The organism is Collinsella sp. CLA-ER-H2 (genome assembly GCF_040092405.1).
In the GTDB taxonomy this organism is placed as follows: Bacteria; Actinomycetota; Coriobacteriia; order Coriobacteriales; family Coriobacteriaceae; genus Collinsella.
In genome coordinates, this window is the sequence record NZ_JBBNLO010000002.1 from 15,478 (window position 1) to 33,757 (window position 18,280).

15 protein-coding genes are annotated in these 18,280 nt (G+C 64.0%); all 15 read right to left on the minus strand.

Annotated elements, in window-relative coordinates; genetic code table 11:
- Positions 1-30: 30 nt before the first annotated feature.
- Positions 31-1,998, minus strand: coding sequence for a selenocysteine-specific translation elongation factor (gene selB / locus AAAX59_RS00850; RefSeq protein ID WP_349070048.1), 1,968 nt, complete (start codon positions 1,996-1,998; stop codon positions 31-33).
- Positions 1,995-3,452 carry an L-seryl-tRNA(Sec) selenium transferase gene (selA, locus tag AAAX59_RS00855; RefSeq protein WP_349070049.1) on the minus strand — a complete coding sequence of 486 codons (1,458 nt, stop codon included), beginning with the start codon at positions 3,450-3,452 and terminating at the stop codon, positions 1,995-1,997. Before selA ends, selB begins: the two co-directional genes overlap by 4 nt.
- 52 nt (positions 3,453-3,504) lie before the next feature.
- Entirely contained in the window at positions 3,505-5,622 is a 2,118-nt protein-coding gene (locus AAAX59_RS00860) for a molybdopterin-dependent oxidoreductase (RefSeq protein ID WP_349070052.1), read from the minus strand.
- A 122-nt stretch (positions 5,623-5,744) separates the two neighbouring features.
- A complete protein-coding gene (locus AAAX59_RS00865; RefSeq protein ID WP_349070054.1) occupies positions 5,745-6,584 on the minus strand; it encodes a formate/nitrite transporter family protein in 840 nt (279 codons plus the stop codon).
- Positions 6,585-6,623: 39 nt separating this feature from the next.
- On the minus strand, positions 6,624-7,127 hold the full coding sequence (hycI, locus tag AAAX59_RS00870) for a hydrogenase maturation peptidase HycI (RefSeq protein ID WP_349070056.1): 504 nt from the start codon (positions 7,125-7,127) through the stop codon (positions 6,624-6,626).
- Positions 7,127-7,708: a formate hydrogenlyase maturation HycH family protein gene (locus AAAX59_RS00875; RefSeq protein WP_349070058.1), complete on the minus strand. Its 582-nt coding sequence runs from the start codon at positions 7,706-7,708 to the stop codon at positions 7,127-7,129. Before AAAX59_RS00875 ends, hycI begins: the two co-directional genes overlap by 1 nt.
- On the minus strand, positions 7,709-8,491 hold the full coding sequence (locus tag AAAX59_RS00880) for an NADH-quinone oxidoreductase subunit B family protein (RefSeq protein ID WP_349070060.1): 783 nt from the start codon (positions 8,489-8,491) through the stop codon (positions 7,709-7,711). It lies immediately after the preceding gene.
- A 2-nt stretch (positions 8,492-8,493) separates the two neighbouring features.
- Positions 8,494-9,210, minus strand: a complete 717-nt coding sequence (locus AAAX59_RS00885; protein ID WP_117820335.1) for a formate hydrogenlyase complex iron-sulfur subunit — start codon at positions 9,208-9,210, stop codon at positions 8,494-8,496.
- A gap of 1 nt (position 9,211) precedes the next feature.
- The gene (locus tag AAAX59_RS00890) at positions 9,212-10,984 is read right to left on the minus strand and encodes a hydrogenase large subunit (protein WP_118206179.1); all 1,773 of its coding nucleotides are present in this window, start codon (positions 10,982-10,984) and stop codon (positions 9,212-9,214) included.
- Between the two features lie 4 nt (positions 10,985-10,988).
- Complete coding sequence (locus AAAX59_RS00895) at positions 10,989-12,554, minus strand: hydrogenase 4 subunit F (protein ID WP_035138046.1); 1,566 nt, start codon at positions 12,552-12,554, stop codon at positions 10,989-10,991.
- A gap of 3 nt (positions 12,555-12,557) precedes the next feature.
- Positions 12,558-13,211 carry a hydrogenase 4 membrane subunit gene (gene hyfE / locus AAAX59_RS00900; protein ID WP_035138044.1) on the minus strand — a complete coding sequence of 218 codons (654 nt, stop codon included), beginning with the start codon at positions 13,209-13,211 and terminating at the stop codon, positions 12,558-12,560.
- Between the two features lie 10 nt (positions 13,212-13,221).
- Entirely contained in the window at positions 13,222-14,679 is a 1,458-nt protein-coding gene (locus AAAX59_RS00905) for a hydrogenase 4 subunit D (RefSeq protein WP_349070062.1), read from the minus strand.
- 16 nt (positions 14,680-14,695) lie between these two features.
- The gene (locus AAAX59_RS00910) at positions 14,696-15,619 is read right to left on the minus strand and encodes an NADH-quinone oxidoreductase subunit H (protein ID WP_349070064.1); all 924 of its coding nucleotides are present in this window, start codon (positions 15,617-15,619) and stop codon (positions 14,696-14,698) included.
- A gap of 17 nt (positions 15,620-15,636) precedes the next feature.
- Positions 15,637-17,655, minus strand: coding sequence for a hydrogenase 4 subunit B (hyfB, locus tag AAAX59_RS00915; protein WP_099431573.1), 2,019 nt, complete (start codon positions 17,653-17,655; stop codon positions 15,637-15,639).
- Positions 17,648-18,265 carry a 4Fe-4S dicluster domain-containing protein gene (locus AAAX59_RS00920; protein ID WP_349070066.1) on the minus strand — a complete coding sequence of 206 codons (618 nt, stop codon included), beginning with the start codon at positions 18,263-18,265 and terminating at the stop codon, positions 17,648-17,650. The genes hyfB and AAAX59_RS00920 overlap by 8 nt, the downstream gene beginning before the upstream one ends.
- Positions 18,266-18,280 lie beyond the last annotated feature (15 nt).

An 18,280-nucleotide genomic window follows, 5' to 3' on the forward strand; every position in this document is an offset into this window, starting at 1 on the left:
GGAGGTATTTTACCAAACCAAGCAGCCAATCTAGCGCAGGGAGCGCAGGCCGCCGGCCTCCTTGTCGAGCACCGTAAAGCGCACGGCATCCAGGTGCTCCAAGATGCTGATGGCGCGTTTACGCGACACGCCCAGGGCCTCGCGCAGCACGCTCGTTGTGGCTGCGCCACCGGCCGCCTCAATGGCAGCTGCGACGAGCTCACGCGCATGGGCCTCGGCGGCAGCGGACAGGGCCACGTCGCGCTCGACCTTCACGATGGAACGGTTGAGCGAAAGCTCGCGCAGGGCGCGCGTCATGGTGTCGCGATCGAGCTGCAACTGCTCGCCCACCTCAGGCAACGTCGGCGCATCGAGTCCGGCCTCGTCCAGCAAGGCAACGATGCGTTCGCAGGCCTCGCGCACCACGCGCGCCGCGGCGGCAGCGGAGTGCGGATCGAACACCTCGGCGCCCTCAGAGGCGCACACGCCGCGCAAGCAGCCCTCGGAAATCAGGGCTGCGGCAATTGCATCGTCAGCGGTAGGCCAAGCAGCATGCGCAACGGCGCCGGGCGTAAAGCCCGTTTCCTTGGGAGCCGCCGCATGCATAGCTGACAGGGTCGCCGCCAGCGTGCCCATCGCGGCATCGAGCGCGGAAGCATCTGCATACAGCGAGCCATCCGAGCCAGCAAGCGCGCAAGCAGCGCCCTTCGCCACCAACTCGCGCAACGCCGCCTCAGCCTCACCGGCAACAAGATCGAGCGCCGCGGTAACATCGGCAGCCGCAACCGGCAGCGCTTGCAGCGCCAGCCATGCATCCACCGCGCCCGCAATATCTCCGGACTCGAGCGCCGCGTACAGCACGCGCTCCCCCTCAGTAAGTTCGCGCGAACGGCGGCAACGCGACAACAGCACACGCCCTCCACCAATAAGCATGACCGGCGAATAGGACAGCACCACGGCATGGTCGCCGGCACGCAGCGGAAGTGGTTCCTCCAAGCGTACCTGCACCACTCGCGTCTCGCCCACCGCCATGAGGGCCTCGCCCTCCATGAACATGATGCGGCCGACGACTTCGGCCGTACCCGCCATCACATGCACGCGCGCACCCGACTCGAGCACACGCGGCTTGGCTCCCTCGCGACCCAAATACGTAAACGACATCATAAAGCGCAGCGTCTGGCCAAAGCGACCCTCCACGCCGAGCATCTCACCACGATCGAGCGCAGCGACGCCATCGCCAACCAGGTTGAGCGCCACACGCTGACCGGGCAGCGCCTGCTGCATGTCGCCATGCACTTGGATCCCACGTACGCGGCAGGCCGTGCGCGACGGCAGCGCAACGAGCACATCGCCCACCGCAACCGGCGCATCGTGCAGCGTTCCCGTCACGACGGTGCCGGCGCCCTTGATCGTAAAGCAGCGGTCAATCGGCAAGCGCGGCGCGGCATCGGTACGCTCGGCACGGTCGCGGCAGGAATCCCAGCAGGTACCAACCTGATCGTCAAGCGCGGCCAGCAGCGCGTCAATCCCCTCGCCGGTCTTGGACGACACGGGGACCATCGGCGCGCCCGCAAACACGGTACCCGACAAAAAGTCATCGACATCGAGCTCGGCAAGCTCGGTCATCTCGGCATCGGCCAGGTCACACATCGTCAGCGCCACCACCATATGCGTGACGCCCAGCAGCTCCAGCACGTGCACGTGCTCGCGCGTCTGCGGCATTACGCCCTCGACGGCAGAGACCACCAGCACGGCAACGTCGATGCCTGTCGCACCCTGCACCATGGCGCGCAGGTAGTGGGCATGGCCGGGTACGTCGACCAGGCCGACGATCTTGCCGCTCGGCAGCGCCAACTCGCCAAAGCCCAGCTCTACGGTCATACCGCGGCGGCGCTCGACCTCCAGGCGATCGGGATTCTTGCCGGTCAGCGCCTCGATCAGCGCCGACTTACCGTGGTCGACGTGGCCCGCCGTGCCAACGATAACAGGGCATTCCACCAACGCTTCGGCCCCACTCATCGGCGCGCCGCCTTGGCAACGCATGCAACGAGCGTCGATGCCGCCGTCTCGATATCGCGGTCGCCCACGAGTGTGCGGACATCAAACAAAATGCGATCGTGCGAGGTGCGCGTGACGACCGGCGTGTCGAAGTCCTGAACGAGCGAGCGCTTGAGTGCGTCGACCGTCAGGCGCTCATCAACAAGACGCACGGCAACGCACGTCGTCGGCAGCTCGACGGTAGGCAGCGAACCGCCGCCGGGAGTCGACGACCCATCAACGATCTCCAGCTCAACAGCACTCGGGCAGCCGGCCTTATCGAGCCCGGCGACCATACGATCTCGCAGCTTGCGGGCACGTCGCTCCAAATGGGCCTGCGGAAGCGTGAGCATGTTGAGCACCGGCACCTCACGATGGGCAACATCGGCGCCATCCATGTAGATACACAGCGTGGCCTCGAGCGCCGTGAGCGCCAACTTGCCCGGGCGCAGGGCGCGCATAAGCGGATGCGACCCACAGGCCTGGACCAGATCGCGACGGCCCATGATAATGCCCGCCTGTGCTGCACCGAGCAGTTTATCGCCCGAGCACGACACCAAATCGAGCCCCGCCGCAACCGAAGCCGGCGTAGGCTCCTCGCCGCCGCGCACCAGGATGTCATCGGGCAACAGCGCGCCCGAACCCTGGTCCTCGTAGAACAGCAGACCATGCTTGTGGGCCAGGGCGGCGAGCTCCCGAGAGCCCACCTCCTCGTGAAAGCCCTCGATGCGATAGTTGGAAGGATGGACCTTGAGGATCATCGCCGTATCGGGCGTGATGGCGCGCTCATAGTCGTCCAAATGCGTGCGGTTGGTGGCGCCGACCTCGACGAGTTTGGCGCCCGAAGCCGCCATGACATCGGGGATGCGGAAGCTGCCGCCAATCTCGACAAGCTCGCCGCGGCTGACGATAACCTCCTTGCCTGCGGCATGGGTCGCCAGCACCAGCAGTACCGCGGCGGCGTTGTTGTTGACCACGAGCGCGTCCTCGGCACCGGTGAGCGAGCGGATCAGCTGCGCGGCGTGCTCCTTGCGCGACCCGCGCGAACAAGTGTCCACACTGTACTCGAGCGTGCTGTACCCGCGCGCAACCTCGGCCACGGCCTTGGCGACCGACTCCGCGAGCGGGGCGCGGCCCAAGTTGGTATGGATGACCACACCCGTGGCATTAACTGCTGGGCGCAGGCTCGGCAGCGCAGAGCGATGCGCACGCCACTCGATGGCCGAGGCCAGGTCGCGCTTGGAACGCGGGGCGGCACCGGCACGAATCGCAGCGCGCTCCTCGTCGAGCTCGGCCGTCACGGCAGCATGCACCACCGCGTCGCAGGTCTCCCCCACAGCCTTCACAACTGGCCACTCTGCGAGCAGCTCGTTGACGGAGGGAATGGCGCGCAGTCGGGCGCGTACCTCATCGGACATGTTCTGGCTATCGCTCATGTGCGGCCTTTCAAAAGAAACGTGGATCAGTCAAATACATTAGCTGAGTCAATTACTCGCTATTATCCTCGCGCGCCGCGATCTTTTCCACGCGAACGGCGTTTTCCTGAGTGAGCGCGGCGCCCGTCAACGGGTCCCAACGCAACGGTGTATGGTCGAGCGGGCCGACGCCCAAGGCTTGAGCGCCGTCGGCATCGGCGCCAAACGAACGTCCGCCGGGGGCGGCCGACGTAAAGATACACGCCGGATGCAGATACGGCGTCGTCTCCACGCGCACGCGGTCGCGGCCCATATCGCTCACGAGCTCGACGATCTCGCCGTCGGCGATGCCCATGTGCGCAGCAGCATCGGCATTCATCTGCACGGCATCCAGGTCCGATCCAGCCTCGGCGGCACCTTGAGCCGCAAGCCTGCGCGAGGTATGCGACTCAAAGGGACGGTTGCCACTAATGAGGCGAAACATCCCCGGGCCGGGCTCCACCATGGGAGCGATCCAGTTGGGCACACGACCCATGCCGACTCGTTCCCATACGTCGCTTGCCAGCGCAATTTTGCCGCCGGCAAGCGGAATCACCGGCTCACCCGTGCGCGACGGCAGCGCCACGCCCGTATCGGCCCAGCCGCGCTCCTTGAGCTCGTCCAGATCGATCCCAAAAGGCGCCACCTGGGCAGCCGTCAAATCGTCAGACATAAACTGGAAATACTCGCCCACGCCACACGCCTGCGCCAGACCGGCAAAAATCTCCCGACCGGGACGTGTGCCGTCATGCTGCACAGGCAGCACGGCGTTGCGGTAGAACACGCGCGAATCGTTGGCGCCCACGACTGTGCCCACACCGCGGTCGGCCTCCAGATACGTCACGTCGGGCAGCACGAAGTCAGAAGCACGCGCCGTCTCGGACCAACGAATATCAATCGTCACAAGCAAGTCGAGCTGCTGCAAAATACCCAACCAAGCCTGTGCATTGCCATAGCCCGCACCGGGGTTACTGGCATAGACGATGAGCCCACGCAAATCGCCGGCAAGAATCGACTGACCGATGGTCGTGCACAGCCCACGCACCGGATCGACCAGTGGATAGCGCTCGGACCCCAGCTTGGGCTCGCGCGGCACCGGCGGCGTCGCAAAGCGCGTGAGATCGAGGTCGCCCAGTGAAAGCGGTGTGGGCGGATTGAGCGCGCCACCCGCATGTCCAATACAGCCCAGCAGCACATCGACCAAGCAGATAGCGCGTGCGGTCTGGGTGCTATTGGCATACGCGATGCCGATGCCACCATGAAAACCCGCATCCACCACAGCGGCAGGCGCGGCGGCAGCGAGATCGCGCGCCGTGGCGACAATCTCTGCGGCCGGCACGTCGCACATCGATTCGGCCCACTCGGGTGTCCAAGCACTGGCCGCCTGCGCCAGCTCGTCAAAGCCTGTGGCGTAGCGGTCCACGAACTCGTGATCGTACAGGTCCTCGGCTATCAGCACATGTGCGATACCCAGCAGCAACGCCAGATCGCATCCAGGACGTACGCGCAACCAGCGGTCGGCAAGCGCAGCCGAGCCGCTGCGCCGGGGGTCGACCACGATAATCTTCGCCCCACGGCGACGGGCATCGTTGAGCGCATCAACAGCCCCCATCGTCGACGAATCGACAATGGAGCGCCCCAGATACATGATGCAATCGGTGTGCGCAAGGTCGGAGGCGGGACTATAGCCCAGACTGTGCTCCCAGCCGGTAAGTCTGCTTACCTCGCAGGCGCCGTCGGCACCGTATACGTTGGGCGAGCCCAGCGCATGCATAAAACGATACGCCCAGTAACGGTCGAACGAGGGCACGCCGAGCGTCATGCCCAGCGCTCGCGGACCATGCCCGTCAACAATCCCCAAAAGGCGCTCGGCAATCTGAGCAAACGCCTCGTCCCACGAAATCACATCGAACCCCGAGCCATCAGCTCGTCGGCGCATGGGGTGCACAATGCGGTCGCGCTCGTCAAACGGCATTGCCAGGCGATGCCGTCCGCGGGCACACAGGGCACGCGCCGCGCACGGATGCCCTGGCACCGGCAACTCGGCCGCCACGCGACCGTCCTCAACTCGTGCCGCAAAGGCGCAATCGGCATAGCATCCCCCGCATGTGGTCACCACGGCGCGACCGTCACGCTTCACAGCAGATGCCATCTCGATTACCCCTTTCACAAGCCAAACACAACAGGCCAACAGCCCGGGAACGAGCCCCAGGCCAAAAAAGCCTCCCGCACGGCAACGCCCCGCGGGAGGCCCAACGTCAAACAGACGGTATCTTACGCCTCGGACTTCTTGGCGTAGATAAACCAGTAGCCGAGCGCGACCAGAACCGCGCCGCCCACGATGTTGCCCAGCGTGGCGGCGGACAGGTTAAACGCAATGCCCGCAGCGTTGAGCGCATTGGCGCCGGCGACGTCGGCGCCATAGCCGCACGCGTGCATCACGGCACCCATGGGCAAAAAGTACATGTTGGCAACGCAGTGCTCAAAACCGCATGCCACAAAGGCGGCGATGGGCAGCAGAATGCCCACAACCTTATCGACCACGGTCTTGCCGGCGGTACCGATCCACACGGCCAGGCACACAAAGATGTTGCACAGGATGCCGCGGAAGAAGATCGTCACCCAGTCGATCGTCACCTTGCCGGCGGCGACGCTCACCATGGAATTGGCGACCGCCTCGCCGTTGAGCTTGTAAATGCCGGCCATGTACACCAAAAAGACGATGAACAGGGCACCGACAAAGTTACCGACCCATACGACGACCCAAGCCTTGAGCATCTGGACCAGGGTGATCTTTTTGCTCTTGAGTGCGCAGACCATAAGCGAATTGCCAGTAAACAGCTCGGCGCCGCACACCAGCACCAGCACCAGGCCCAGGCAAAAGCACAGGCCGCCCACGACGCGCTGGGCGCCCCAGCCCAGCGTGCTATCGCTCAAGAACACGGTAAAGAACAGGCCGCCGAAGGCAATGAACGCGCCGGCGAACATCGCCAAAACAAAGGCCTTTGCGACCGGCAGGTTAGCCTTGGTCACGCCGGCGGCCTCGGTCTTGGCCTCGATCGCGGCGGGCGCCAGGCAATCGGGAGCGGGGTACTCCGCCTTGGAATCTGCCATGTCAATCACTTCTTTCCTAATCAGCAGGGACAAGCGCTCCTATTGCTCTTGTCCCAAGCGGACAAAGTGGGAAAAGTCGTTGGCGGCTACGGCGTCGTACACGGCGTCGACGGCGTCAAAGACCTCCGGGGACATAGGGTTGTAAAACTCCGTATCGCCCGGCTGAATCCCTATGAAGACGATATCTTTGCACGATTGCTCGATTTCCTCGATCAGAATCGACAAAGGGAGCGAATGCGTGGTGAACATCGACTTGCGGGCCACATCGCGCTTATCGAGCAGGCGGATAGACCCGACGGGCAGCGCCATGTCGGCGGCATCGACCAAGACCAGGCGAGGCGGACGCTCGCGCTTGACCTCGATGATGTCGTCCTCGGGCGTTTGGCCACCGTCGATGGTGTACCAACCGGCAATGGGCGCGTCCTCCATCTTTTTGGAGAGCACGGGGCCGGCGGCATCGTCGGCACGCAGCACGCTTCCCGCCGTGAGCACGATACCCGCAAACGGGGCGCCGTTCACACGTCCATCCACAACGCGACCCATTACTGCAACCTTCCCGTCAGGTACACGCCCGACACATCGCGCACGCGCTCAACCAGATCGCGGAACTTCATCAGAAACGCGACCTGCTGGGCATGCAGGCCAAAGTCGTCGTCGAACACCGAGATGCCGGCCTTGGCCGAGCCGCGAAAACCGCGCTCGTCGAGCAGCGTGTCGCAGGCCTCGAGCAGCGACGGCACCGCCGCCTTGTCAAGCTGGCACTCGCCAAAGGATCGGATGGCCTCGAACTTGGTTTTGGCCTCCCCCTCCGGCAGCGCGTCGACGAGCGAATAGAACACGTTCACCGGCACCGACAGGCGCGGCTCAAAGCAATCGAGCACGCCGGTGTGGTGGCCCACGGCGAGCGTGTAGTACAGCACGTCGCAGGCCTCCTGGGGAACGTCTTCCTCGGTCTCCACAAACTTACGCGTGAGCTCGTAGAAGACCACCTGGTCGGGCGCGTGACCCAGGCAGGGGTCGGCGACGCCCTCGGCGGCCTCGACGCTTGCGCGCGAGGCATCGCCAAAAGAGCCGCCGAGCATGCCGGGGCCCGCAAAGTAACCAGAGCGGTCCGTGAGCTCCATCTAACGGCCTCCGGCCAGCACCAGATCCTGCAGCGCCGAGTACACCTCGACGCGGCGCGGATCGTACTGCTTATCGATGAGCAGCGCCATGGCACCGCGGATATCGCCCTTGGGCGCGCCCTCGAGCGTATCCATAAACTCGTTGGCCAAGTCGCGGCCGTAACGGTAGCCGCTCATGGCGCGAGCCTCGCGCTCGATGGCAACGCGCAGCTTGTACGGCACGCCGGGGTGCAGGATATCGGCCTGCTCGCCGGCGGCCTCAACCGTGGTCTCGGCATGGAGCTTTTGGTCCAGCAGGCCAAGTGCCATGGCAAAGCCATAGATGGTCTGCGCGGGGCTGGGCGGGCAGCCGGGGATGTAGACATCGACCGGCAGAATCTTATCCGTGCCGCCCCAGACGCAGTAGTTGTCGTAGAAGATGCCGCCGGTGCAGCCGCAAGCGCCATAGGACACCACGATCTTGGGATCGGGTGCGGCCTCAAAGGCGCGCAGGGCCGGCATGCGCATGGCACGCGTCACGGCACCGGTGTACAGCAGCACATCGGCGTGACGGGGCGAGGGCACGACCTTGATGCCAAAGCGCTCGACGTCGAAGACGGGCGTGATGGAACCGAAGATCTCAATCTCGCAGCCGTTGCAGCCGCCGCAGTCAACGCGGTAGACGTACACCGAGCGCTTAATCTTCTTAAGAAGGGTCGCCTTGGCCTTCTCGATGCTCTCGTCGAGCTCGATCTTGGTCGGGCGGTACTGAAGCCGCTCGGGCAAAAGCGTGGGTTCGGCCATGGTTACTCCTCCTTCGTATCAAAATCCATGATGATGCCCTCGACCGGTGCAGGACCGGCGGGAATCTCGGGCGCATCGGGGTTGAGCTCGCGGTCGATATACTCCGGGTTCACGCCGTGGCCGCCCAGATACTCCATGCCGGGGCCCTGGGGCTCACCGGACGCAAGCGTCTCGTTGGCAGCCATGCCATGAGCGTTGCCGGTCTTTACGGCCGAGGCGGCGCGCAGGGCGTCGAGCTCGCGCTTGCACTCCTGGCACATACCGACGGTACGGGCAGCCTGCTCGGCCTCCATGCCGCCGGCCTTTTGCAGCAGGCGCTTTGCGTAGTCGATCTCCTTGTGCGGGGCAAACGGCTTGCCGCAGCGCGAGCAGTGCTCGAGCGTATAGACGCTCTTGCTGGTGAGGTCGTCCTTGCTCATGACGGCCAGCTCAAACTCCTCGGTGAGCTTGATGGCCTCCATGGGGCAGGCTTCCTCGCAGCGGCCGCAAAAGATGCAGCGGCCGTAGTCGATTGACCAGGTAATGGTATCGGCCGCAAGGTCGGTGTCCATGCGAATGGCATCGGCCGGGCACGCCACGCCGCAGGCACCGCAGGCGATGCAGAGCTCGGCATTGTGCTCGGGCTTGCCGCGCATGTCCTTGTTGGTGGGGAACGGCGCAAACGGGTACTTGACCGTCGCGTCGCCGGCCTTGGCGTTAACCTTCCAAAGCTTCAGCATATTAGAGCGCCTCCTCATCGAGCGGAGCGGCCATGGTGCCCTCGCCCGCGAGCGGCGACTTGTCGCGCCAGACGTTCTCGAACTGCTCCTTGTCGAGCACGTGGTCGCGCTTGGCGGCGACATCGGTCACCGTCACGCGGTCGGTGCAGGAATAGCACGGGTCGAGCGAGCCAACGATCAGCGCCGCATCGCCCACGGTGTTGCCGCGGAACATGTAGCGCAGGACCGGCCAGTTACTGTACGTGGCGGCCTTGGCGCGCCAGCGGTAGCACTTCTGGTTATTGCCGAGCATGGCCCAGTGCACGTCCTCGCCGCGCGGCGCCTCGGTGGCACCGATGGCGTACTTGTGCGGGGTGTACTCCCAATCCGTGGTGAGGATGGGGCCCGACGGGCAGTTCTCGAGCATGGTCTCGATCATATCGATCGAATCGTAGACCTCCTGGATGCGAACGGCGGTACGGCCGAAGGCATCGCAGGTGTCAGCCGTGGCGGCGTGCATCTTTTGAACGTCCGGATCGGCGTAGCCGTCGAAGGGATGGTCGAAGCGCACGTCGCGGGCATAGCCCGAGCCACGCATGAGCGGGCCGACCGGCGAGAAGTCGCGTGCGATCTTGCGGTCCAAGATGCCGATGCCACTCGTACGCTCAATAAAGTTGGGCGTGGAGAGCAAGACGTCGACGAGCTCCTGAACCTCGGAGCGCAGCTGGTGGATGGTCGTGAGCGTGGAGAGCTTCTGCTCGGCCAAAATGTCGCGACGCACGCCGCCGATCACGTTGAGGCCGTAGGTCTTGCGGTGACCGGAGAGCTTCTCGGCCAGGTCCATGGACTTCTCGCGGACGCGGAAGAACTGCTGGAAGCCCGAATCGAAGCCGGTGTAGTGCGATGCGAGGCCAATATTGAGCAGGTGTGAGTGCAGACGCTCGACCTCGAGCATGATGGCGCGGATGTACTGGGCGCGCGGCGGGACATGAATGCCCTGGGCGCGCTCGACGGCCTCGGCATAGGCCACCGAGTGGGCGCAGCCGCAGATGCCGCAGATGCGGTCGGCGAGGAACGTCACGGCGTCATAGTTCAGGCGCGTCTCGGCGACCTTCTCCATGCCGCGGTGCACGTAGAACAGACGGTAGTCGGCATCGACGATCGTCTCGCCCTCAACGAACAGGCGGAAGTGGCCGGGCTCGTCGGAGGTGATGTGCAACGGTCCCATGGGGACGAGCGTGGTCTCCTTGCCCTTGGTGTCGGCCAAGAATTCGTAGTTTTCCATGTCGCTCGCGGGGGCGGGGCGGAAACGGTAATCCATCGAATCCTTGCGCAACGGGTACAGCCCGCTGGGCCAATCGTCGGGAAGCACCAGGCGACGGCGGTCGGGCAGACCCTCGGGAATCAGGCCGAACATATCGCGCAGCTCGCGCTCGCCCCACACGCAGGCGGGGACGAACGGCGTCACGGACGGGAACGTCATCTTGGCGGGGTCGACCTCGGCACGCACGGTAACCCAGCCGGGGTCCTCCCCCTCCATGGAGATGACGTAGTACACGGCGTAGCGGCCGCACAGGGAGCGCTCGTCGTTGCCGACAATCACGGGAATCCAGCCGTAGCGCTCGTAGTACAGGTAGTGGACGGCCTCGGGCAGACGGTCCAGCTTGACGGTGATCGTCAGCTGGTCCTCGCACTGCCACTCAACCTTCTCGATAGCGCCCGGCACTGCGGCGCGCAGGGCCTCGACGTGGCTTTCGCAACGACGAGCGTAGTCCTTCTTTTCAGGTTCTGCCATGGTGCTAATTCACCTCACTTGTCTTGGTCTGGGAACTGAACACCATGCGGTAGAGAGGGGCCTCGTGGAGCTCTTCGACGCTCTGGTTCAAAACGACGGACGTTGCATCCTCGACGCCGCTCGTGATGGCGACCGGGGTGGCGATACCGAACCACATGACCACGATCGCGAGGGCGATCTCGGGGATGATCATGAGGGCGGGCACCTCGTGGCGCTTCATGCCCTCGGGCGCCTTGCCGAAGATGGACTTGAGCGCGATGCCGGTAAGGGCGAAGTACACGCCGGTGAGACCGATGGCCACGAGCACGACCACCCAGATGGGACCGGACTGAACGCCGGCCACGAAGGTGAGGAACTCGGAGATGAACAGGGCGAACGGCGGGAAGGCGGCGAGCGCGAGCAGGGCGATGATGGTGAGCGCTGCCGTGACGGGAGCGATCTCGACGACGCCCTTGATCTTGTTCAGGTCGCGGGTGTGGTAGATGTGCTGGATGTTACCGGCCATGCAGAAGGCGAGCGCCTTCGTGAAGCCGTGGAAGATGCAGTGCAGCAGGCAGGCGGCGATACCGAGCGGGCCACCGATACCCAGGCACAGCGCGACCACGCCGACGTTGTCGACGGAGGAGTACGCGAAGCGGCGCTTGATATCGTCCTGCTTGAAGATGCACAGGGCAGCCACCAGGATGGACAGCGTGCCCAGGATGAGCAGGAGCGTACGCGGATAGGTGTCGCCCACCGTGATGATGGACAGGGAGTAGAAGCGGATGATCACCAGCATGGCGCACTTGAGCAGCACGCCCGAGAGCAGCGCGGAGACCGGGCTCGGAGCCTGGGAGTGCGCGTCGGGCAGCCAAGTGTGCATGGGGAACAGGCCGGCCTTGGTGCCAAAGCCGATCACGATAAACGCGAACGCGAGGCGCACGAGCATCGGGTCGAACTGGTCGGCGTAGGGCATGATGGAGGTGAGGAAGGCTGCCTCATGCGCGTTGGGCATGATATCGGCGGCGTTCGCGTAGATGAGCAGCGTGCCGAACAGGCCGAAGGCCACGCCGGCGGTGCAGACCATCGCGTACTTCCAAGACGCCTCGAGCGCCTGCTTGTTCTTATAGATGCCCACGAGGAACACGGTCGACAGCGTGGTGGCCTCGACCGCCGCCCAGGTGAGGATGATGTTGTTGGACAGGCAGGCGAGCAGCATCGTGAAAACGAACAGGCTAAACAGCGCGTAGTACTGCTTGGTGCGCTCGGCCGGCATGGTCTTCTCCTCGATATCGATCTTGATATAGGAGATGGAGTACACGCCGGTGATGAACCCGATGATGCCTACCAGAAGGACGAAGATCGACGAGAGCGAATCGAGATGGAGCCACAGGCCCAAAGCGTCGATATTCTGCCCGCTCGAGAGCATGGTTCCCGCGGTGACGACCGAAAGGACGAGGGTCGCCGCGACGGAGATGGTGTTGAGCCCCGCAAAGACGCTGTAGGACGTCGTCTTGGGGAGCGCAGCCATAATCAGGGAGAACACGAGGGGACAAGCGAGCAGGGCGACCGTCAGCATTGAAACATCCATGGCCTACCCCTTCAATTCGGTCAGGTCGTGGGAGTCGAGCGACTTGGTGTCGTTCCAGATCCTCACGACGACGGCGGACATGATGATGACGGCGAAAATGGCGTCGGTGGCGATGCCAATCTCGATGATCTCGGGGGCCGTGGGCGCGAGCAGGGCGAGCGTCACGTGGCTACCGTTCTCCATAAGGCAGTACCCGAAGATTTGCTTGAGGATGTTGCGCTGGGAGATGATGCACGTGAGGCCGACGAAGAAGTGCGCGAAGCTGATGGCGAGGGCCGGAGTAGCCACCTCAGCGGTGGGCAGGCTCAGGCGCGTGACCACCGCGAAGCAGATGGCCACCTCCAGACCGGTGAGGATGATGGTCCAGGCCGGCTTGATGGAGGAGGTCAGCGTGCTATCGGCAGGCGAACCCATCTTTTTGTAGGCACGGTTGAGAATGAACGGAACGAGGATCACCTTGGTGACGAAGGCCGACGCGGCCCACATGAGAAGCTCGGTGGCACCGGTGGTGAGGCCCAGGGTGAGCAGCACGCCCACCAGGACAACCGACTGGATCGCGTACCACTTAATGGCGGACGGGATGGTCTTCGAGACGACCACCATGGTGGAGGTCACGATCAGAAGACCGCCCAGGATATTGACTAACGAATAACCCATGTCCTACCTCCTAACCCATCCAACTAGAGGACAGAGGACCGGCGACGACGACCATGATCATGAGGACGACGAACACGAACGCCATGGCGCGCGGAAGGGGCTGGCCGGCGGCCACGGTCTCGCTCGGCTCACCGGGCAGGACCTTACCCATCCAACGCAGGAACCATGCGAAGGTGGCGACGGTCTCGACGACCATGACGCACACGAGGACAAAGATGACCGTGTTGGTAGCACCAACCGCGAAGCCACCGGAAATGATCTGGAACTTGGAAAAGAACGTGCTCATGGGGGGCACGCCGGCGATAGCGGTCGCGGCGACCGCAAAGCCCACGCCCGTGACCGGGTACTTCTTCATGAGGCCCTGGATCTTGGGCAGCATACGGGTTCCCAGCGTGAAGCTGAGAGAGCCAGCGATGAGGAAGAACAGGGTCTTGGTGAACGCGTGGTTGAAGATGTGCTCGACGGCGCCGTTAAACGCCATCTGGCTTCCGAACACGGAGAGGCCCAGGCCAAAGAACACGTAGGCGAGCTGCGTGATCGTCGAGAAGGCGAGCAGGCGCTTCATATCCTTCTGGGGCAGGTACATGAGGAAGCCGAAGAGCATGGTCACGACGGCGTCGATGATGGCGACCCAACCGACGATCTCGGGGATATCGCCGGCGCTCGCAAGAGCGCGGGCGAACACGCACACGCCGACCTTAACCATGGACGCGCCATGAAGGTAGGCGGAAACGGGCGTGGGGGCCTCCATTGCGGAGGGCAGCCACATGTAGAGCGGGAACTGGGCGGACTTGGCCCAAGCAGCGAACAGGATGAGCAGCAGCACGACGGTCTTCATACCGGAATCGAGCTGGGAGATCGCGCTCAGCGCGAACGTGCCGGTTCCGGCGAACAGGAAGGCCGCGCCGATGTAGAGTCCCAGAGCGCCGATATGGGTGATGATGAGCGCCTTCATACCGGCCTTCTTGGCCGTGGGCGTCATGTAGTAGCTGATGAGGCCCCAGGAGCACACACCGGTGATCTCGAAGAAAACGAGCTGGCCGACGATGGTGGAGCTGTAGGCGAGACCGGCCATGGCGCCGATGAACGTGGAGAAGTACACGTAGAAGCGACGACGGGGCGCGTCGGGATGCTCCTTATTCTTATCGCTCATGTACGGGAACGAATAGATGACGACGAGCAGGCCGATAGCGACGAACGCGGGTGCGAGCAGCGTGCTCATCCGGTCGAATATGAAGCCCATGACCAAGGTCTGGCCCATACTCGCCCAGGTTACATCGACCGCGTTCATGCCGTTTCCGGCAAACGTCGCGGCCAAGCCAACGGAAGCGACCGTGGCGATGCCGCCGGCAAAGGCGCAGATCCATTTAGCGTAGGGACGCGGCAGCATGACGATGAGCAGGGAGCCCAGCATGGGGACGGCGATCGCCACCATGGCAAAGAGGGACAAGCTCGATTCGATTGACATAGTTTCTCCCTTCTCCCTACACGCCTACGACGACGAAGACGAACGCGAGGACCGCGATGCCGACGACGGCCCAGGTCTGGTTACCGAGCACCTTGAAGCGCGAACGGGAAACGGAGTTCTCGAGCACGCCGCAGACGACGAAATCGACCAGGCACTTGACGAGGAAGACGACGGCGCCCACGAGAGCGGTGACGCCGATGGTCGCGGGCTCTCCCCAGGGGATGAAGATGGAGGTGAACCAAGCGACGACCACGACCTGCTTCATGCGCATGGCGAGCTTCATCATGGCCAGGGACGGGCCGGAGAGCTCGGCGAGCGGGCCCTCCTGGAGCTCCTGCTCGGCTTCGGCCTGATCGAACGGAAGCTTGCCGAGCTCCATGTAACAGGCGGCCGCGAAGGCGACGCCGGCGAGGATAACGGCGACGACGCTCGAGACGTTGCCCGTAACGATGTGCTGACCCATGGTCGCAATGTCCGTGGAGCCGCACACGATGGCGACGGTGAACAGCGCGATGAGCATGGACGGCTCGATGAGCACGCTCATGAGGAGCTCGCGGATACCGCCGAAGCCCGCGTAGGCGTTGGAGGAATCCACGCCGGACAGCGCGAAGAAGAAGCGGGACAGCGCGAGCGCGTACATGATGGTGATGGCGTCACCAAAGACGGGCATGGGGCTCTGGAGCGTGAACATGGGCAGGCCCATGGCGAGCATAAACGACACCGCGAGGAACAGCGGCGGCATGATGCGCAGCACGAAGCTCGAGTCGGAACTCACGGACTCGGGACGCGCCATGAGCTTCGCGAGGTCCCGGTAATCCTGAAGGATGGACGGACCGCGGCGATTGTGCATCTTCGCGCGAATCACACGGGCGAGGCCGGAGAAGAAGGGCGCGACCAGCATGACCACGAGGCCCTGCGCCATCGCAAGAACGATGTTCATAATATCCTCTCCCCTCTCTAGACCATGACCACGGCGAGCACGAGGAAGACCACGAGCGCCGCGACGATGTAGCAGATGTATACGGAGTAGTTGCCGCCCTCGATCTTGGAGGCGAGGCCGGCCAGCTTGTCGGCACCCTCGCTCGGTGCATCGACCAGGAAACGGTCGGGCAGGGGCTCGACGCCCTGGGCGACACCGGTGAGCTTCTGGAACACGTGCGCGATGGACCAGCAGATCTTGGTGCATACCTCGCGCAGGGTGTAGAGCGGGCCCATGAAGAGTTCGACGTCGGACGCGAAGCTCGTGGCGACGACGGGCATGTGCTCGTTGGGCTCGTAGCCGCACGCCCAAGGGTCGGTCTTCTTAGCGGGGGCCTTGGCGCCGAGGCAGGACCTCAACGCGAACGCGAGGCCGGTGAGGACCACGAGCGCGATGGCGATCGCGGGGGTGGAGGTGGCGGCACCGGAAATCTCGTTCACGAGAGACACGCCCGAGGTGGCTGTGACGGCGGAGCCGGCAAGCACGCTCTGGGCGACGTCGCCCAGAACCGGGGCGATGACCGGGGAGCCGATTCCCAGTACCACGCAGATGGCCGCGAGGAGCATCTGCGAGAACAACATCGGAGCCGGGGACTCCTTGGCGTTCGCGGCCTCCTGGGAACGAGGGCTGCTCGCGAACGAGACGCCGTAGGCCTTCACGAAGCACGTGACGGCCAGGGCACCGGTGATGGCGAGGGCGGCCGCGGAGGCGACGGCGAACACCATGACGACCGGGTCGGAGAGCGTCGAGATGTTGAACAGGGACTGGTAGGTGAACCACTCGGAAACGAAGCCGTTGAGCGGCGGGATGGCCGAGATGGCAAGGGCACCGATGAGGAAGCAGACGGCCGTGACCGGCATGCGGCGGAACAGACCGCCCATCTTCTCCATGTTGCGCGTACCCGTGGCATAGAGCAGGGAGCCCGCGCCGAGGAACAGCTCGCCCTTGAACATGGCGTGGTTGAGCGTGTGGTAGAGGGCGGCCATGAGCGCGATCGTCGCGATGACGTCGTTGCCCAGGGCGTGCGCCGTCATGGACGCGCCGACACCGAGCAAGATGATGCCGATGTTCTCGACGGAGTGATAGGCAAGCAGGCGCTTGATGTCGTGCTCGTGGAGGGCGTAGACGACACCCAGGACCGACGAGATGGATCCGAAGACCAGGACCATGAGGCCCCACCAGAGCTGGACGCCCGAACCCGCGAGCAGGTCGAGACCGACCTTGAGGATTCCCAGGATGCCGATCTTGATCATGCCGCCGGACATGAGGGCGGACACGTTGGACGGCGCCTCGGGGTGCGCCTGGGGCAGCCAGGAGTGCAGCGGGATGATACCGGCCTTCGCGCCAAATCCGAAGAACGCGAGGACGAAGCACGCGGAGGAGACGGCGGGTCCAAAGTCATGCGTACGGAAATCACTGAAGCTGAAGGAACCGCCCACGCCGTTGGTCATGAGCAGGAAGCTCGCCATGATGAGAACGAAGCCCACGTGCGCGATGACGAAGTAGAGCCAACCGCCCCTAATGGAGTTCTTGTTCTCCTCGATAACGACAAGGAAGTAGCTCGTAAGGGACATGAGCTCAAAGGCGACCAGGAACCAGAACACGTTGTCGGCGGTGATGACGAGCATCATCGAGGCGACGAAGGTGTTCATAAAGAAGCCGGCGCGCCCGACCTTGCCCGGGTACTCGTCGAAGTAGGACAGACCGTAGATGAAGCCCGCAAAGGCGAGAATCGAGATGAGGACCACGATCAGGCCCGCAAGGCCGTTGAGCAAGAGCTCGAGACGGGCGAACGGGAAGAAGAAGACCGTGTTGAGGGACGAAACGTCGCCAAGCACGGCCTCGAGGCCCGCGATGAACGACAGCACGGCCGCGACGGCGCCGATAAGGCAGCCGGCGGTCTTGGCGGCGTTATCGGCCTTGATCAGCAGAACCGAGGCGAGCGCACCGATGCACGAGACGGCAAGCGATGCGATAAACAGCGTCATGCTATCCATTGTTTACGCTCTCTTCTGCTTTCTCGGACAGGCCCTGGGCCACAGCGGTAACGTCGACGGCCGGACCGTTTTCGATCGAGCGCAGGCGCTTGGCCTCGTCGAGCTCGCGATCGGCCGCGCCGCCCATGACGGTCAGCGCCTTGGTGGGGCACGCCGCCACACAATGCGGGCCGTCCGGATCGAAGGCGCACAGATCGCACTTGACAGCGCAGGTGTACTGGCCGGGAGCCCACGTAAGAAGGCTGCTCAGGGACTTAGGATACGAAGGCGTCGGATCGCACATGCCTGCGACACCGGCGATAGACGTGCCATCGGGATGGATGGCTCCGAAGGGGCACGCGATGGCGCACAGCCTGCACCCGATGCACTCCTGCTCCTTGACGTGGATGCGATCGCCATCGTGCTCGATGGCATTCACCGGGCAAACCTCGGCGCAGGGGGCACCCTCGCAATGGTGGCAGGCAAGGGCGGCCGAAATACCGCCGGTCTTCACGAGCGCCAGGCGCGGCGTATCCTGAAGACCCTGCATCCGGTGGGCGTCGGCACAGGCGGACTGGCATGTTCCGCAGCCGATGCACCTCTCCGGGTTGATGTCGATGAAGCGGTTCATCCCCACTTCCTTTCA

Coding starts and splice junctions, on each gene's coding strand:
- AAAX59_RS00885 (WP_117820335.1), bottom strand. CDS start 9,210: ATGCTGAAGCTTTGGAAGGTTAACGCCAAGGCCGGCGACGCGACGGTC.
- selB (WP_349070048.1), bottom strand. CDS start 1,998: ATGAGTGGGGCCGAAGCGTTGGTGGAATGCCCTGTTATCGTTGGCACG.
- AAAX59_RS00905 (WP_349070062.1), bottom strand. CDS start 14,679: ATGTCAATCGAATCGAGCTTGTCCCTCTTTGCCATGGTGGCGATCGCC.
- AAAX59_RS00920 (WP_349070066.1), bottom strand. CDS start 18,265: ATGAACCGCTTCATCGACATCAACCCGGAGAGGTGCATCGGCTGCGGA.
- AAAX59_RS00895 (WP_035138046.1), bottom strand. CDS start 12,554: ATGGATGTTTCAATGCTGACGGTCGCCCTGCTCGCTTGTCCCCTCGTG.
- selA (WP_349070049.1), bottom strand. CDS start 3,452: ATGAGCGATAGCCAGAACATGTCCGATGAGGTACGCGCCCGACTGCGC.
- hycI (WP_349070056.1), bottom strand. CDS start 7,127: ATGGGTCGCGTTGTGGATGGACGTGTGAACGGCGCCCCGTTTGCGGGT.
- AAAX59_RS00860 (WP_349070052.1), bottom strand. CDS start 5,622: ATGGCATCTGCTGTGAAGCGTGACGGTCGCGCCGTGGTGACCACATGC.
- AAAX59_RS00880 (WP_349070060.1), bottom strand. CDS start 8,491: ATGGCCGAACCCACGCTTTTGCCCGAGCGGCTTCAGTACCGCCCGACC.
- AAAX59_RS00910 (WP_349070064.1), bottom strand. CDS start 15,619: ATGAACATCGTTCTTGCGATGGCGCAGGGCCTCGTGGTCATGCTGGTC.
- AAAX59_RS00865 (WP_349070054.1), bottom strand. CDS start 6,584: ATGGCAGATTCCAAGGCGGAGTACCCCGCTCCCGATTGCCTGGCGCCC.
- AAAX59_RS00875 (WP_349070058.1), bottom strand. CDS start 7,708: ATGGAGCTCACGGACCGCTCTGGTTACTTTGCGGGCCCCGGCATGCTC.
- AAAX59_RS00890 (WP_118206179.1), bottom strand. CDS start 10,984: ATGGCAGAACCTGAAAAGAAGGACTACGCTCGTCGTTGCGAAAGCCAC.
- hyfB (WP_099431573.1), bottom strand. CDS start 17,655: ATGGATAGCATGACGCTGTTTATCGCATCGCTTGCCGTCTCGTGCATC.
- hyfE (WP_035138044.1), bottom strand. CDS start 13,211: ATGGGTTATTCGTTAGTCAATATCCTGGGCGGTCTTCTGATCGTGACC.